Consider the following 15,866-nt stretch of genomic DNA (forward strand, 5'->3'; position numbering starts at 1 on the left):
CGAGCCCCAGGACTCATGGGAGTCCGCGTGCCCCATGGCACCGCACGCAAACCGGGCATCCAGGGACCTTGCGTCACGTGCCGCCCGGCGGTTGGTCCGCTGATGCGGGCGGAGAACCGCCGTGGATGAGGGCGGCACAGCCGGGTAGCCGCGTGGATGGGACCGCCTCGCCCGACGTGTGAGGAGGATGCGACGGCAGCCGAGAGGACCCGGTGACCCCGATGACCCCGAAGAAGCAGCCCCCGCCGCCGGAGCGGAACCGGACCGGCCGCCACGACGTCGAGATCCGCCGCCCGGACAAGGTCCTCTTCCCCGGTGACGGCATCACCAAGGCCGACCTCGCCGGCTACTACCGGACGGTCGCCCCGCGCATGCTTCCCCACCTGCGCGGACGGCCCCTCATGCTGGAACGGCACCCCGACGGCATCGACGGCCCGGCCTTCATGCAGAAGGACGTCCCGGACCATTTCCCGGACTGGATCCACCGCGCCGAGCTGCCCAAGGAGGACGGCAGCGTCACCTACATGGTCTGCGACGACTCCGCCGCCCTGCGCTACCTCGCCGACCAGGCGTGCATCACTCCGCACCGCTTCCTCTCCAGGGCCGACCGGCCCGACCATCCGGACCGGCTGGTGTTCGACCTCGATCCGGCCGGTGAGGACTTCGCCCCGGTACGGGACGCCGCGCTCGGCCTCCACCGGCTCCTGGACGAGCTGGAACTGCCGTCCTTGCTCATGACCACGGGGTCGCGAGGCCTTCACGTCGTGGTGGCCCTCGACCGCCGGGAGCCCTTCGACGACGTACGGAGCTTCGCGCGCGGTGTCGCCGACGTCCTGGCCGCCCGCCACCCCGACCGGTTCACCACCGAGGCCCGGAAGCAGGCCCGTCGCGGCCGCCTCTACCTCGACATCCAGCGCAACGCCTACGCCCAGACCGCCGTCGCCCCCTACGCCGTCCGCGCCCGCCCCGGCGCCCCCGTCGCGGCGCCGCTGGCCTGGGCCGAACTCGACGATCCGGACCTCACCGCCCGCCGCTGGACCCTCGCCACCGTCGACGGTCTGCTCAAGGACGACCCGTGGAAGAACCCCCCTCGGCCCCGCTCCCTCCGAAGGGCCCGCGGCCTCCTCACCGCACTCACCGATGACAGAGGGAGTCCGACGCCATGACACAGCGACGGCGCACGACCGTACGACGGCTGATGGACCAGTACGGGCGGACCCACGCCGACGAAGCCGGCATCACGCTGCGGAACACACCCGCGCCCCTGTACCAGCTCCTCACCCTCTGCGTGCTCTTCTCCGTACGTATCAAGGCCGACATCGCGGTGGCCGCGGCCCGCGAGCTGTTCCGGGCCGGAATGCGCACACCCCGCGCGATGGCGGACGCCACCTGGCAGAACCGGGTGGACGCACTCGGCCGCGCCCACTACCGCCGCTACGACGAGAGCACGGCCACCGCGCTGGGAGCCGGGGCGGAGCTCGTCCTCGACCGGTACCGCGGAGACCTGCGCCGGCTGCGCGACGCGGCCGACGGGGACCCCGGCCGGATCCGCGAGCTGCTGCGGGAGGTCCCCCGCATCGGGCCGGTGGGAGCGGACATCTTCTGCCGCGAGGCCCAGACCGAGTGGCCCGAGCTGCGCCCGTCCTTCGACGACCGGGCCCGCCACGCCGCGTCCGGACTCGGGCTTCCGACCACGCCTCAGGCCCTGGCGCGCCTCGTCGACCCCGACGACCTGCCGAGACTGGCAGCCGCGCTGGTGAGGGTCGAACTGTCCACGGACGCCGTCGACGACCTTCTGAAGACCGGCTGACACGGCGGCGGAGCACCCGGGCCACGGAGGAGGGCGATCTCGCCCGATACCGGTCGCATGCCGACGCCGAACCGTTTCCATACCTGCGGGTCCTAGCGTCCGGCACGACCGTTGTGACCGCCCTCCGCACCCCCGCGAGGAGATTCCGTGCTCGAAGGCTTCGGCGAAGCGCTCGCGGACCGGGAGTACTACCTGCCGCTGCCGAGCGTGGCCGACCCCGGGCCGCGATTCGCTCCCGGCGAGGTGCCGCCGGGCCTTCGCGGCGCCGCCCAGGGCATCTGGACGGCCTGGGGCAGTCCGGGGACCGGGCTCGCCGAGCAGGGCTGGAAGATCCATGTGTCGGCGCGGCTCGACCGGGCGCAGCACGTGCTCGACACGGTCGCCGGGATCTGCTTCTCCGAAGGCGTGCCGTTCAAGCACCTGAGTGCCCGGCTCTTCTTCCTGTTCCTCCATCACAAGCACGCCGCGCGAGCCCAGGCGGGCAAGTTCTGCGCCGTCTACCCGCCGGACACGGCGACCGCCCGCCGACTCCTCGAACGCCTGCGCGACGCGCTCGACGGGGAGGAGGGGCCGTACGTCCTCACCGACCGGCGCTTTCGCGACTCGCGGACGGTCCACTACCGCTACGGCTCCTTCGGTGCCCGCAGCCGGCTGCGGGCCGACGGCACCCGGGAGGGGCTGGTCCGCGACGGCTCCGGCCGCGAGGTCGTGGACCTGCGGCTGCCCGCCTTCCACCCGCCCGCAGGGATCGCGGACCCCTTCGTCGAGCAGGAGGAGAAGCCGCACGAGGGGCCGATCCTGATCCGCGACTACGAGGTGACCCGCGCCGTGCGCCTGAGCAACGCCGGCGGCGCGTACCAGGCCCGGGACCGGCGGACCGGCCGCACCGTCTTCCTCAAGGAGGCCCGCGCCCACAACGGCCTGGTCTTCGACGGGACGGACGCACAGCAGCGGCTGCGGCACGAGTACCGCGTGCTGTGCGCGCTGCACGCGGCCGCCCCCGGGGTGGGCCCGGAGCCGCTGGACCACTTCACCGAGTGGGAGCACGACTTCCTCGTCACCGAGTACGTCGCGGGGCAGCCGCTGGTGGGCTGGCTGAGCCGGACCTCCCCGCTGGCCCGCGCCGACCGCACGGCCGAGTCCGTCGGCGCCTACTACGCGACGTGCCGGCACCTGCTGGGCGCGCTGGACGCCTCGCTCGGGCGGCTGCACGCCGCCGGCTACCGGTTCGGTGACCTCAGCCTGGGCAATGTCGTGGTCACGCCGTCGGGCGGGGTCCGGCTGGTGGACTTCGAGGCGGCCTCGGCGCTGTCCACGGAACCCTCCGGGATCGGCACCCCGGGGTTCACACCACCGCCCGGCCTGCGCCGGACCGACACCGATCCGCTGTTGCAGGACCGGTACGGCATGTCGGCGGTCGCGCTCGCCTTCCTGGCGCCGTTCAACGAGATGGCCGAACACGCACCCGCGAACCTCGCACTGCTGCGCCGCGACCTGGCGGACGTGGCTCCGCCACGGGACCTGTGGCAGCGGGCGACCGCCTTCCACCTGCCGGAGGACCGGACGGCGGGCCGGGCACAGGACCAGGCGCAGAACCGGGCGCATGACCAGGACGCCCCCGTCCGTCTGCCCTCCCCCGCCGACTTGGACACCGATCCTCGCGGCTGCCTCACCCGGCTGGCCGACGACGTGGCCGCGGGGCTCCTTGAGACGGCCGACGCCGACCGGCCGGAATGGGCCTTCCCGCCCTCGCCCGAAGCGTTCCGGACCAACAACGTGTGCCTGGCCTACGGCACGGCAGGGGGGGTGCACGCCCTGCGCCGCGCCGGGGTCGCGGTGCCGGAGGAGATCCTCGAGCGGCTGCGCCGCGACACGCTGGCGCTACGCGACGCGCTGCCCCCGGGACTGCTCGTCGGTTCGGCCGGCATCGCCCGGGTGCTGGCCGACCTCGGCCGGCTGGACGAGGCCGTCGACCTGCTCCGGGACGCCGAGGGCCACCCGCTCACCGCCTCCTGCGGCACGCTGGCCGACGGGCGGGCCGGGGTCGGCCTGGCCTGGTTGGCCCTGCACGGGCTGACCGGGGAGAGCGGCCACCTGGAGCGGGCCGCCGCGGCAGGTGAGGGCCTGCTGCGCACCCCCGACCTGTCGGCCGCCCTCGGCGAGCACGACGCCCGCGGCCTGCTGCACGGCCGCTCGGGGCTCGCCTTCTTCCTCCACCGCCTGGCCCGCGACACCGGCGAGGCCCGCTGGCTGGAGGCGGGCCGCCTGCTGCTCCACCAGGAGCTGGACCGGACCTTCCCGCTGGACGACGGTGCCCTGTCCATCTCCGACAACGCGCGGCTCACCCGTGCCATGCCGTACCTGGCCACGGGCGCGGCCGGTGTCGCGGCGGTGCTCACCCGTTACGTGGCCGACGCGCCGGACGAGCGCTGCGCCGCGGCGCTCCCGAGGCTGGTCGCCGGCATCCGGGTCTCCTGCGCCACGAAGGAGGCGGGCCTCTACCGGGGGCTGGCCGGACTGACCTGGTTCCTGACCGAGCACGCCGGGCTCACCGGTACGGACGACGCCCGCGGGGACGCCCTGCGCGCCGCGACCGGTCTGCTGAAGTACGCCGTCCCGTACCGGCGCGGTGTCCGCTTCCTCGGAGCGGGTTCGCTTCGGTTCACCGCCGACCTGTCCAGTGGCGGGGCCGGCGTCCTGCTGGCCCTGCACCGCCTGCTGGCCGGCCCGCTCCTGACGGAGCCCCCTCACGCGCGCCCCCGGATCCCGGCAGCCACCTGACCGCACCGGGCGGGCGCCCCATGAACGCCTGGGCGCGGAGGTGAGCAACTCCGTGCCGAGGTACGCAGTGACCGACCGACACGACCCCAGGAAGAAGGTGGAGAGCACCCATGAGCCAGATCCTCGCGCTCCAGGCAATGGACACCGAGCCGGAGGCCTATTCCCTCCCTCCCTGCTTCAGCGTCGCCTGGAGCATCAGCGACATCTTCCCCGAGCCGATGTAACGAGCCGGTACCCGGGACGCCCGGCCTCCCCTGCGTCCCGGTCGACGCGCACCACACGGCCGATGGCCTTCCCTTCGGACAGGCCGCGTGAGTCGCTCACGTACAGGTGTCCCTGCTCGTCGAAGGCGATGTCTGGTGTAGGCACCCCGATCGTCCGTCTACAGCGGACGCGAGGTCTTCGTGCGGACGTCGACGCGGAACACCTTCGGTTCGCCGGCGGGCGCCGTGACGTCGACGACGCGCAGCTTGCCGTCCTCGCCGAAGGTCGGCCCCTCCAGCAGGGTTGCCGTGGCGGACCGGTGGACGACTGCGGCGGGTCTGCTGGAGAAGCTCCTGCCGAGCTTCCGCCGCCACGGCGACACGGTCTGGCGCTGCTTCCCGAGCAAGGAGGCATGCGTCAGCCCGCTGTTCACGGCAGGCATCGACGTGATCACCGCCTGTCTGCGCGCCTGGCGCCCCGGCACTCCCCTGGAGGAGGCCCTCGAACACGCCCTCGCGGTCGAGCCGGTCGGTCCGGAGCCCGGGGTACGCACCCGTGAGCGCGCTCGTCCGCCTGACCCGCACGGAACCCGACGAGACCCGGGACCCGGCCGCCTCGGAACGGGAGCCGGCGACGGCGATGCGCGAGGCGTTGAGGGTCGCGGCGACAGGAGTGGCCTGAGCGCTCACGTGGACGCCGAGGTCCGCGAGCGACTACGCCCGGTCTACGCGGAGAACGCCGACTTCCGTCTCAGCCCAGACCCCGCCGTTCGTCGTCGGTCACCGTCGGGGCGACCGGGGGAACGACGACCCGGCGGCGGCGCAGGATGCTCGTGTACACGGCGGTGCCGATGATGCCGACGGCCATGAGGATCAGCCCCACCAAGTCGAGGTCGACCCCTTCGAGTTCCCAGTCGGACGCGAAGGTGAGTATGGCTCCGACGGCTATCAGGATGATGCAGATTCCCAGACCCATGTTTTCCTCCCTTGTCGGGTCGGATGTCCCTCGCGTACCCCGGTCCGCGGCTCTCATCCCCGCGGCGGCACGACGCCGTCCCGGCCTTCGGCCCCGTCCCCGGGCGGATGTTTGGTGTGCTCGCCGTCGGTGAGGCGAAGGAACGAGCCTGTTTCGACTCATCGTCTGGAGAGCACATGGAGAGCCTTGTTCGGCTGGCGATCTCCGTCGGCTGCTCGGCGCTGGCGGCCTTCGTCGTCTGCCGCGCGGCGGACCTGCTGGCACGGTTCGCCGACGCGCGGCATCCGGAGACCCCGCTGTGGGGGCTGCTGCGCCGCTGCCGTACACCGCTGTACGTCGTGGTGCTGGCCGCACTGCTCAGATGGAGCTACCCGGTGGCGGCGCCGGGACGGGGGCCGCTCGAAGAGCATGCGGAGGTCGTGAGCCGCGTTCTGCTGTTGTGCCTGATCGGCGGCGGAGCCTGGCTGACGGTACGGACGGTCGCGGCCGTCGTCGAGTCCTCGTACGCGCGGTACGCGGGACGTTCACGCGACGCCGCACGGCTCCGCCGGGTCCGTACCCAGGTCACGCTGATCATGCGGGTGGTGGCCGTCGCCGTCGGAGTGCTCGCCGCTGCCGCGGCGCTCGTCACCTTCCCCTCCTTCCGTACCCTCGGCACGTCCTTGCTCGCCTCGGCCGGCATCATCGGCATCGTGGCCGGCGTGGCGGCCCAGTCGACGCTGAGCAATCTCTTCGCCGGCTTCCAGATCGCCTTCGGCGACATGGTCCGCATCGGTGACACCGTCGTCGTGGACGGCGAATGGGGTGTCGTGGAGGAGGTGACCCTCACCTTCCTCACGGTCCGGACCTGGGACGAGCGTCGCGTCACGCTCCCCGTCTCGTACTTCACCTCGCGGCCGTTCGAGAACTGGTCGCGCGGCGGCGCCGAGATGACGGGGTCGGTGTTCGTCCACTGCGACCACACGACACCGGTCGCCCTCGTGCGGGAGCACCTCCGGGAGTTCCTCACCACGTGCGACAGCTGGGACGGGCGGGGCTGGGACCTCGCCGTCACCGACACCTCGCCGACCGGCATCACGGTGCGGGCGATCGTGACCGCCAAGGACGCCGACGACCTGTGGACGACCCGTTGCGCCGTACGGGAGGAGCTCGTCGGCTGGCTCGCGCGGGAGCACCCGGGCGCCCTCCCGAAGGTCGTCACCGCTCCCGCGCCCGACGCCTTCGACCGGCTCCCGTGGGACCCCGCCCTGGCGCCGCGGCAGCGGCGGCGTCGTCAGCCCGCCCGGAATCCCACCCGGCCGGCGGACACGTCCTCCGACTGAGGGCGTGTCCCCGCGCCGGCCGAGGGGTTCCGTCAGGCCTTCTGTTGCATGGAACGGCGTGCCGGGTTGCCCTGTTCGGCCGCCTTGGGATCCTTCTCGTCGGCCTTGGCCCGTACGCCCTGGGTGATGCGCTCGCCGAGGGTCTTGTCGATGTTCGTCCAGTAGGCGAAGGCACGCTCCAGGACGGGCTCGGTGACGCCGTTGAGGAGGTGGCCGACGACGTTGTCCACCAGACGGTCGCGGGCCTCGTCGTCCAGCACCTCGCGCACGAGGGTGCCGGGCTGGCCCCAGTCGTCGTCCTCCGGGTGGGAGACGTAGGCCGCCCGGGTGATCTCGCCGTCCGCGGTCCAGCTGGGCGGGTTCCCGTAGCGGTCGGTGTCGGCGGCCGGTCCGCCCTTGGAGTTGGGGGCGTAGACCGGGTCGGCCGTCTTGCGGTAGGCCATCGCCCCGTCCTTCGAGTACGTGTGGACGTCGACGACGGGCGCGTTCACGGGGAGTTGCTGGTAGTTGGCGCCGATGCGGTGGCGGTGGGCGTCCGCGTACGAGAACAGCCGGGCCAGCAGCATCCGGTCGGGGCTCGGTCCGATGCCGGGGACGAGGTTGTTCGGCTGGAAGGCCGCCTGCTCGATCTCGGCGTGGTTGTCGGTCGGGTTGCGGTCGAGCGTCATGCGGCCGACCGGGATGAGCGGGTAGTCCCCGTGCGGCCACACCTTGGTGAGGTCGAACGGGTTGAACCGGTATTCCGCGGCATGCTCGTACGGCATGACCTGCACGTGCAGCGTCCAGCTCGGGAAGTCGCCGTCGCGGATGTGCTCGAAGAGGTCTCGCGTGTGGTAATCGGTGTCGACGGCCGCCATCTGGTCGGCCTCGTGCTGGGTGAAGAACTCGATGCCCTGGTCGGTCTTGAAGTGGTACTTCACCCAGAACCGCTCACCGGCCTCGTTGATCCACATGTACGTGTGGGACGTGTAGCCGTTCATGTGGCGCCAGGAGCGCGGGATACCGCGGTCCCCCATCAGCCAGGTGACCTGGTGGGCGGACTCCGGCGACAGGGTCCAGAAGTCCCACTGCATGTCGTGGTCGCGCAGGTTGTTGTCCGCGCGGCGCTTCTGGGACCTGATGAAGTGCTGGAACTTCATCGGGTCCTTGACGAAGAACACCGGGGTGTTGTTGCCGACCATGTCGTAGTTGCCGTCGCTGGTGTAGAACTTCACCGCGAAACCGCGCGGGTCGCGCCAGGTGTCCGGGCTGCCTCGTTCGCCGGCGACGGTGGAGAAGCGGACGACCAGCTCGGTGCGGGTGCCCGGCTGGAACAGTGCCGCCTTGGTGTAGCCGCTGACGTCGTGGGTGGTCTCGAAGTGGCCGAACGCACCGCTGCCCTTGGCATGCGGCTGGCGCTCGGGAATCCGTTCGCGGTTGAACTGCGCCATCTGCTCGATCAGGTAGGCGTCCTGCATCAGGATCGGACCGCCCGGGCCCACGGTGAGCGAGTGTTCGTCGCTCTCCACCGGGGCGCCGGAATCGGTCGTGGTGGCGGGTCGGCTGTCGGTCATCGGTGGTGCTGCCTTTCCTCGTGCTGGACGGTGGCACGCCCCTCGGTCGGGGATGGCCTCGTCCGACCGGCGCGCAGGGCCGCTCTCCGTCGGTCGAGGCTCATGTCGCCCGCGGCGCCCTCTTGCCACGGCCCCTGTCTCCGTGTCCACCTCTCGGCGTATCGCCTCACCCGCCGCCGCCACGTCAAACGTCGTCTCCACGGTCGGCCGAGCCGGGCGACACACATGTCCCAGCCTGAGCCCACTCGACCGAAGCCACCACCGGAGGCCCCGCCGTGCACCGGCGCCCCCGCTACTCCGCGGTGTCCGCGCCACCCGCCTGGACGCGCGCGGGTGGTGGGGCGGTGCTCTTCCTGACGACGAGGCTGGTCGTGAGCTCCATGCGGGTCACCGAGGGCTCCCCGGCTCGCAGGCGGAGCAGCATCTGCACCGCCTCCTCGCCCATCTCGCGCAGCGGCTGGTGGATCGTGGTGAGCGGGGGGCTCGACCAGCGCGCGATCATCACGTCGTCGTATCCGACGACGGACAGGTCCTCGGGCACGCGCAGCCCGCAGACCCGGGCCGCCTCCATGACGCCGAGCGCCTGCAGATCGCTTCCGGCGAAGACGGCGGTGGGTCGGTCCGGCAGCCGCAACAGCTCCATGGCCCACGCGTAGCCGCCCTCGACGTGGAAGTCGCCGAACCGGACGAGGGAGGGGTCGTGCGTGAGGCCGGCCATGTTCAGCGCGGACCGGTAGCCGTCGAGCCGGGCCAGGGAACACAGCATGTCCTCGGGGCCGGTGATGATGCCGATGCGACGGTGCCCGAGGTCGATGAGGTGGCGGGTCGCGGCGACGCCGCCGGTCCAGTTCGCCGAACCGACGGACGGCACGTCGGGTTCGGGGTCCCCCGCCGGGTCGACGATCACGAAGGGGATCGACCGCGCGCCGAGCTGTCGCTTGACGGCGTCGGGGAGGGAGGAGAACACCAGGACCACGCCGATCGGCCGGCGCTGCAGCACTCCTTCGATCCAGTCCGGCGCCGGGGCGTGCCGGGTGCCGCTCTCGGTCAGCACGACGCTCGCCCGGTGAGCCTTGGCGAGGTTCTCCACCCCGCGGATCAGCTCCATCGACCAGACGCTGTCGAGCTCGTGGAAGACGAGTTCGATGAGGGGCGCCTCCCTGGCGACGCGGGTGGTCCGTCGGTACGCGTGCGCGTCGAGGAGCCGCTCGACCTTGACGCGGGTGGCCGACGAAACGTCCTGCCGGCCGTTGAGAACTTTCGAAACTGTCGAAAGTGACACCCCGGCCTGCTGCGCTACTTCCGCCAGCGTGATTCGCCTGCTCTCCTCGCCATCTCGCATCCGAGCAGCATAAAGCACCGCTCCGTGCAGGGACATGGTCACGCTTTGATAACCCTCCACCGGAGGGTTGACCTGCTCACCACGCCAACTTTAGCGTCCGACCGCAGTGAAGTTTCGAAACCAAGAGCGAAACACTTTCGAAAGGTGAGGCGATGAAGCGTCATGTACGGCTCCTCAGAACTGCTGTGGTCGGTGGAGCGTCGCTGGCCATGACACTGTCCCTGGCAGCCTGTGGCGGCTCCGGGGATTCCGCCGACGGCGGCCAGGCCGAGATCCACGTCCTGGTGTACGGCGATGCCACCAACAAGGTGGAGAAGCAGCTCGTCGACACCTTCAACAAGACGTCGAAGGTCAAAGCGGTCCTCGACACCATCCCCGGCGCCGACTACCAGTCCAAGCTGCAGACGATCATCAGCGGCAAGCAGGCCCCCGACCTCTTCTTCAACTGGGGCGGCGGCAGCATCAAGCCGTACGTCGACGCGGGCCTGCTCATGCCGCTCGACGACTTCATCGCCAAGGACCCGGGCCTGAAGTCCCACTTCCTGCCGTCGGTCTTCAACACCGCGGTCGTCGACGGCAAGCCCTACGGCATCCCCATGCGCGGCACCCAGCCCGTCCTGCTGTTCAGCAACAAGAAGGTCCTGGCGGAGGCCGGTGTCACCGCGCCGCGCACCTGGGACGAGCTGCTGGCCGCCGTCAAGGCGCTCAAGGCCAAGGGAGTCACCCCGATCGCTCTCGGCGGCGGCGACAAGTGGCCGACCCAGATGTGGTTCCAGTACGTCTACGACCGGGTGGCCGGCCCCGGCCACTTCCAGCAGGCGGTGAACGGGGACAAGAGCGTCTGGGCGAGTGCCGACAGCAAGAAGGCCCTCGGCATGCTCAAGGAGCTGATCGACGCCGGCGCCTTCGGCACCAACTACGACTCGGTCAAGTTCACCGACGGCGGCTCCCCCGCTCTGCTCGCCACCGGCAAGGCCGCCTTCGAGCTCATGGGTTCCTGGGAGTACTCCACCCTGCAGGACGCCTACCCGGACTTCGTGAAGAGCGACCTCGGCTACGGCACCTTCCCGACCGTCGAGGGCGGCAAGGGCGACCCGGCCAACCTCGCCGGCAACACCAACAACTTCTACTCGGTCCTGAAGACCACCGAGCACCCCGAGGCCGTCGCCGAGTTCCTGAAGCTCATGTACTCGGACGAGTTCGTCAAGGGCCAGCTCGGCATCGGCAACCTGCCCACCACCACCAACACCCCGAAGTTCCTGGACGGCTCCGCCAGCCCCGCCTACTCGGCGTACCAGTACGACCTGGTGAAGAAGGCCCCCTCCTTCCAGCTCTCCTGGGACCAGGCCTATCCCCCGGCGGCCACGACCACCATCCACCAGGCCGTCCAGCAGTTCTTCAGCGGCCAGACGGGTCCCGACGCCTTCATCGCCGCCATGCAGAGCCTGCCCGCGGCCTGACCTCCGGAACGCCTGACATGACCACTACCGCAGTCCCCGCCGTGGACAGCGCCGAGAAGACCGCCCGGCCCGGACGGCCCGGCGGCGCCGTGACCGGTGTGGGCCGCCCGGGCATCGCCTGGGCCGCGCCCGCCGCCGTCTTCTTCGGCCTGTTCGCCCTCGTACCGCTCCTCCTCGTCGTCGTCCTGTCCTTCACCCGCTGGAACGGCCTCGGCTCTCCGGAGTTCGCCGGTCTGGACAACTGGAGCCGGCTGCTCGACGACCCCGTCATGGTGAAGAGCCTCTGGCTGAGCCTGGTGTTCACCGTTCTCGGCGTCGTCGTCCAGACCCCGATCAGCATCCTGCTCGGCGTCTGGGCCGCCGGCCGGCAGCGCAACCGGGCCGTGCTCTCCGCCGTCTACTTCGTCCCGCTCCTGCTCTCCATCACCGCGGTCTCCGTCCTGTGGCGCGCCGTGCTCGACCCCAACTTCGGGGTCCCCTCAGAGGCGAAGTGGCTCTTCGGCGACGGCAACCTGTTCGGCACACAGGTCGGCGCCATCGGCGTCCTCGTCTTCGTCAGCACCTGGCAGTTCACCCCCCTGCACACCCTGATCTACCAGGGCGCCGCGCGGGCCGTCCCCGGGGTCCTCTACGAGGCGGCCCGGATCGACGGCGCGGGCACGGTCCGCCAGTTCTTCCACATCACCCTGCCGCAGCTGCGCAACACCGTCGTCACCTCGATGATCCTCATGGTGGTCGGCGGGCTCACGACCTTCGACACCGTACTGATCCTCACCCAGGGCGGGCCGGGCACCGACACCACGAACAGCGCCTACTACATGTACCAGAAGGCCTTCAAGAGCTTCGACTTCGGAGGGGCCTCCGCGATCGCGCTCCTCCTCGTCCTCGTCGCCACGCTCGTCTCCCTGGTCATGGTGCGCCTCACCGGCTACGACAGGATGCGCAGCACCATGGAGGGCGTGTGATGAGAAGCCGCCCAAGAAGCCGCCCCAACTACCTGGCCGGACTCGGTTCGCTGGTCTGGCTGTTCGTGGTCGGTCTGCCGCTGTACGTGATGCTGGTCGCCACCTTCCAGTCCCGGACGGAGTACGCGGCGAACGGCCCCCTCGCCTTCCCCGAGCACTTCACCCTCGACAACTACGTCAACGACCTCAACGACGGCTTCGCGCAGTACTTCCTCAACACGATGATCGTCACGGTCTGCGTGGTCGGCATCGTCCTGCTCCTCGTGCCGCCCCTGGCGTACGCCATCGTGAGAAGCGACGGCAAGGCCGCCGGCCGGGTCTTCCGGCTCTTCCTGCTCGGGCTCGCCATCCCGTCCCAGGCCGTCATCGTCCCGATGTTCTACCTCATCAACGAGGCGGGCCTCTACGACAACCTCCTCGGCGTCATCCTGCCGACCGCCGCCTTCGCCATGCCCGTCTGCGCCCTGATCCTCTCCGGCGTCATGCGGGACATCACTCCCGAGCTGTACGAGGCCATGACCGTCGACGGGGCCTCCCCCTGGAGGATCTTCGTCCAGCTGGTGCTGCCCCTGTCGAAGAGCGGTCTCTCCACCATCGTCGTCTTCTCCTCGCTCCAGGCCTGGAACGGCTTCCTGTTCCCGCTCGTCCTCACCCAGTCCTCGGAGAACAAGGTCATCACGATGGGCCTCTACGACTTCCAGACGGAACACGGCGTCGACATCCCCGGTCTCCTCGCGGCCGTCGTCCTGTCCATGCTCCCCATCCTGCTCGTCTATCTGTTCGCCCGTCGCGCCCTGGTCCAGGGCCTGATGGGGGTCGGAGGAAAGTGACCGGCACCGTGGCCATCCAGCCCCAAGCCCCGTACCACGCCTGGCGCGACCCCGCGCTGAGCGCCGAAGCCCGAGTCGACGCGCTGATCCGCGAGATGACCCTGAAGGAGAAGGTCGCCCAGCTCTTCGGCATCTGGGTCGGCGCCTCCGACGAGGGCGCCGAGGTGGCGCCCCACCAGCACGACATGGAGGAGCCGGCCGACCTCGACGAGCTGCTGCCCGACGGTCTCGGCCAGCTCACCCGGCCCTTCGGAACCGTCCCCGTCGATCCCGCCCTCGGCGCGCTCTCACTGATGCGGACGCAGGCCCGGATCACCGCCGCCAACCGCTTCGGCATCCCGGCCGTCGCCCACGAGGAGTGCCTCGCGGGCTTCGCGGCCTGGGGCGCCACCGCCTACCCCGTCCCCCTCTCCTGGGGCGCCACCTTCGACCCGGCGCTCGTGCGGGAGATGGCTGCCGCCATCGGCCGCGACATGCGGTCCGTCGGCGTGCACCAGGGGCTCGCCCCCGTCCTCGACGTCGTCCGCGACGCCCGCTGGGGGCGCGTGGAGGAGACCATCGGCGAGGACCCCTACCTCGTCGGGACGATCGCCACCGCCTACGTCCAGGGGCTCGAGTCCGCCGGCGTCGTCGCCACCCTCAAGCACTTCGCCGGCTACTCCGCCTCCCGGGCCGGCCGCAACCTCGCACCGGTCGGCATGGGCGCACGGGAGCGGGCCGACGTGATCCTGCCCCCGTTCGAGATGGCGGTCCGGGAGAGCGGCGTCCGGTCGGTGATGCACGCCTACACCGACACCGACGGCATTCCCTCGGCGGCCGACGACCGCCTGCTCACCGGACTCCTCCGGGACGCCTGGGGCTTCACCGGCACCGTCGTGGCCGACTACTTCGGGATCGCGTTCCTGAAGACGCTGCACGGCGTCGCCGGCACGTTCGGCGAAGCGGCCGGGGCGGCCCTCGCGGCCGGCGTCGACGTGGAACTGCCCACCGTCAAGACCTTCGGTGCCCCGCTCCTGGACGCGGTCCGGCAGGGACACGTGCCCGAAGAGCTCGTGGACCGCGCGGTCCGGCGGGTCCTCCTGCAGAAGACCCGGCTCGGGCTGCTCGACCCCGACTGGAGCCCGGTCCCCCCGGCTCTGCGCGATGCCGACACCACGGCCGGCCCCGACGCCCTCCGGGGTACGGTCGACCTGGACCCGGCCGCCAACCGCGAGCTGGCCGGCCGCATCGCCGAACAGGCCGTCGTGCTGCTCCGCAACGACGGCACCCTGCCGCTGGACCCGGGCGCTCCCCGCCGGATCGCCCTGATCGGCCCCAACTCGGAGGCTCCCACCGCCGTCCTCGGCTGCTACTCGTTCCCCGTCCACGTCGGCGGGCAGCACCCCGAGATCCCCGCCGGCATCGCCCTGCCCACCCTGCGCGAGACCCTCGTGGCCGAGTTCCCCGGCGCCGAGGTCCTCGTGGCCCGGGGAACCGGCATCGACGACGGCGGTACCGAGGGCTTCGCCGAGGCCCTCGACGTCGCCCGACGCGCCGACATCGTCGTGGCGGCCCTCGGTGACCGCGCGGGGCTCTTCGGCCGGGGCACCAGCGGAGAGGGCTGCGACGCCGAGTCCCTCGTCCTCCCCGGCGCGCAGGGCCGGCTGCTCGACGCCCTCCTCGACACCGGGACTCCGGTCGTGACGACTCTGCTGGCCGGCCGGCCCTACGCGCTCGGCCGTGCGGCCGACGAGTCCGCGGCCGTCCTGCAGTCCTTCTTCCCCGGCGAGGCCGGAACAGCCGCCCTGGCCTCCGTCCTCAGCGGCCGGACCTGCCCGAGCGGCCGGCTGCCCGTCAGCGTGCCACGCCACCCGGGCGCCCAGCCGTCCACCTACCTGGCCTCCCGCCTGGGCCACCGCAGCGAGGTCTCCAGCATCGACCCGGCCCCGGCCTTCGGCTTCGGACACGGCCTCACGTACACCGCCTTCGCATGGAGCGACCTGGTCGTCGAGGACACCGAGGTCCCCACGGACGGCGAAGTGCGGCTGGCCCTCACCGTGACGAACACCGGCGACCGCGCCGGAACCGAACTCGTCCAGCTGTACCTGCACGACCCGGTGGCCTCCGTGGTCCAGCCCGTACAACGACTCATCGGGTACCTACGTCTCGACCTGGCCCCCGGTCAGCGGGCGCGGATCCGCTCGGTCGTCCCCGCGGACCTGGCGTCGTTCACCGGCCGGACCGGGCAGCGCATCGTGGAACCGGGAGCGCTGGAACTGCGGTTCAGCGCATCCAGCACGGAGCCGCGGCTGACCGCCCGAGTGACGCTGACGGGTCCGGTGCGGCAGGTCGACCACCATCGGCGGCTGCACGCCGACTTCGAGGTCCTCCGGCACGCCTGCCACTGACCGGAGGATCGCGACCACCCGACCACACCGGCCGGGTGGTCGCCGCCCGGCCTTGAGGACGGCGCCGCCGGGGCGGCGCCGGATCCGCCCGGGACGCCGACAGCTGGAGCGTCGGACCGCCCTCGGCGGTCGAACGGCAGGTGAGGCGCGTGGGCGGCTCTGATCTCTCTCGAGTCGGGCAAGGGGGGACTGGCTCTGGTCGAGGCTCCGAAGAACGGCGACCCGGATGACTTCCTC

12 protein-coding genes and 1 pseudogene are annotated in these 15,866 nt (G+C 71.4%); 9 read left to right on the top strand and 4 right to left on the bottom strand.

The genetic code is table 11. From position 1 onward, the window contains the following. The first annotated feature begins 221 nt into the window (after positions 1-221). The 3 genes from ligD (at position 222) to lanKC (ending at position 4,591) form a co-directional block, all read left to right on the top strand. Positions 222-1,166 carry a non-homologous end-joining DNA ligase gene (gene ligD / locus N5875_RS01535; protein WP_338491377.1) on the top strand — a complete coding sequence of 315 codons (945 nt, stop codon included), beginning with the start codon at positions 222-224 and terminating at the stop codon, positions 1,164-1,166. Then, the gene (locus N5875_RS01540) at positions 1,163-1,810 is read left to right on the top strand and encodes an endonuclease (RefSeq protein ID WP_338491378.1); all 648 of its coding nucleotides are present in this window, start codon (positions 1,163-1,165) and stop codon (positions 1,808-1,810) included. Before ligD ends, N5875_RS01540 begins: the two co-directional genes overlap by 4 nt. A gap of 147 nt (positions 1,811-1,957) precedes the next feature. After that, on the top strand, positions 1,958-4,591 hold the full coding sequence (gene lanKC, locus N5875_RS01545; protein ID WP_338491379.1) for a class III lanthionine synthetase LanKC: 2,634 nt from the start codon (positions 1,958-1,960) through the stop codon (positions 4,589-4,591). A gap of 258 nt (positions 4,592-4,849) precedes the next feature. On the opposite strand, the pseudogene N5875_RS01550 reads toward lanKC, so the two are convergent. Next, positions 4,850-5,096: pseudogene (locus tag N5875_RS01550) on the bottom strand (SMP-30/gluconolactonase/LRE family protein); the annotation flags it as partial. A 254-nt stretch (positions 5,097-5,350) separates the two neighbouring features. Between N5875_RS01550 and N5875_RS01555 the strand changes: the two are divergent. Then, the gene (locus N5875_RS01555; RefSeq protein WP_318210391.1) at positions 5,351-5,476 is read left to right on the top strand and encodes a hypothetical protein; all 126 of its coding nucleotides are present in this window, start codon (positions 5,351-5,353) and stop codon (positions 5,474-5,476) included. A 69-nt stretch (positions 5,477-5,545) separates the two neighbouring features. Here the strand turns inward: N5875_RS01555 and N5875_RS01560 are convergent, their stop codons facing one another. After that, on the bottom strand, positions 5,546-5,770 hold the full coding sequence (locus N5875_RS01560) for a DUF6458 family protein (protein WP_318210392.1): 225 nt from the start codon (positions 5,768-5,770) through the stop codon (positions 5,546-5,548). A gap of 176 nt (positions 5,771-5,946) precedes the next feature. On the opposite strand from N5875_RS01560, the gene N5875_RS01565 reads away from it, so the two are divergent. Continuing rightward, positions 5,947-7,092, top strand: a complete 1,146-nt coding sequence (locus N5875_RS01565; RefSeq protein ID WP_318210393.1) for a mechanosensitive ion channel domain-containing protein — start codon at positions 5,947-5,949, stop codon at positions 7,090-7,092. Positions 7,093-7,124: 32 nt separating this feature from the next. Here the strand turns inward: N5875_RS01565 and N5875_RS01570 are convergent, their stop codons facing one another. Continuing rightward, on the bottom strand, positions 7,125-8,645 hold the full coding sequence (locus tag N5875_RS01570) for a catalase (protein ID WP_318210394.1): 1,521 nt from the start codon (positions 8,643-8,645) through the stop codon (positions 7,125-7,127). A 292-nt stretch (positions 8,646-8,937) separates the two neighbouring features. Beyond that, positions 8,938-9,987: a LacI family DNA-binding transcriptional regulator gene (locus N5875_RS01575; RefSeq protein WP_338491382.1), complete on the bottom strand. Its 1,050-nt coding sequence runs from the start codon at positions 9,985-9,987 to the stop codon at positions 8,938-8,940. Between the two features lie 152 nt (positions 9,988-10,139). Between N5875_RS01575 and N5875_RS01580 the strand changes: the two genes are divergently transcribed. From N5875_RS01580 to N5875_RS01595, 4 genes are all read left to right on the top strand, one after another. Continuing rightward, positions 10,140-11,447 carry an extracellular solute-binding protein gene (locus N5875_RS01580; RefSeq protein ID WP_318210396.1) on the top strand — a complete coding sequence of 436 codons (1,308 nt, stop codon included), beginning with the start codon at positions 10,140-10,142 and terminating at the stop codon, positions 11,445-11,447. A gap of 17 nt (positions 11,448-11,464) precedes the next feature. Continuing rightward, positions 11,465-12,412 (top strand): sugar ABC transporter permease, encoded by a 948-nt coding sequence (locus tag N5875_RS01585; RefSeq protein ID WP_318210397.1) that lies wholly within the window; start codon positions 11,465-11,467, stop codon positions 12,410-12,412. After that, positions 12,412-13,242, top strand: a complete 831-nt coding sequence (locus N5875_RS01590; protein WP_318210398.1) for a carbohydrate ABC transporter permease — start codon at positions 12,412-12,414, stop codon at positions 13,240-13,242. Before N5875_RS01585 ends, N5875_RS01590 begins: the two co-directional genes overlap by 1 nt. A 95-nt stretch (positions 13,243-13,337) precedes the next feature. Continuing rightward, on the top strand, positions 13,338-15,629 hold the full coding sequence (locus tag N5875_RS01595; protein ID WP_338499053.1) for a glycoside hydrolase family 3 N-terminal domain-containing protein: 2,292 nt from the start codon (positions 13,338-13,340) through the stop codon (positions 15,627-15,629). Positions 15,630-15,866 lie beyond the last annotated feature (237 nt).

Origin of the sequence: Streptomyces sp. SJL17-4, assembly GCF_036826855.1 — a bacterium.
In the GTDB taxonomy this organism is placed as follows: Bacteria; Actinomycetota; Actinomycetes; order Streptomycetales; family Streptomycetaceae; genus Streptomyces.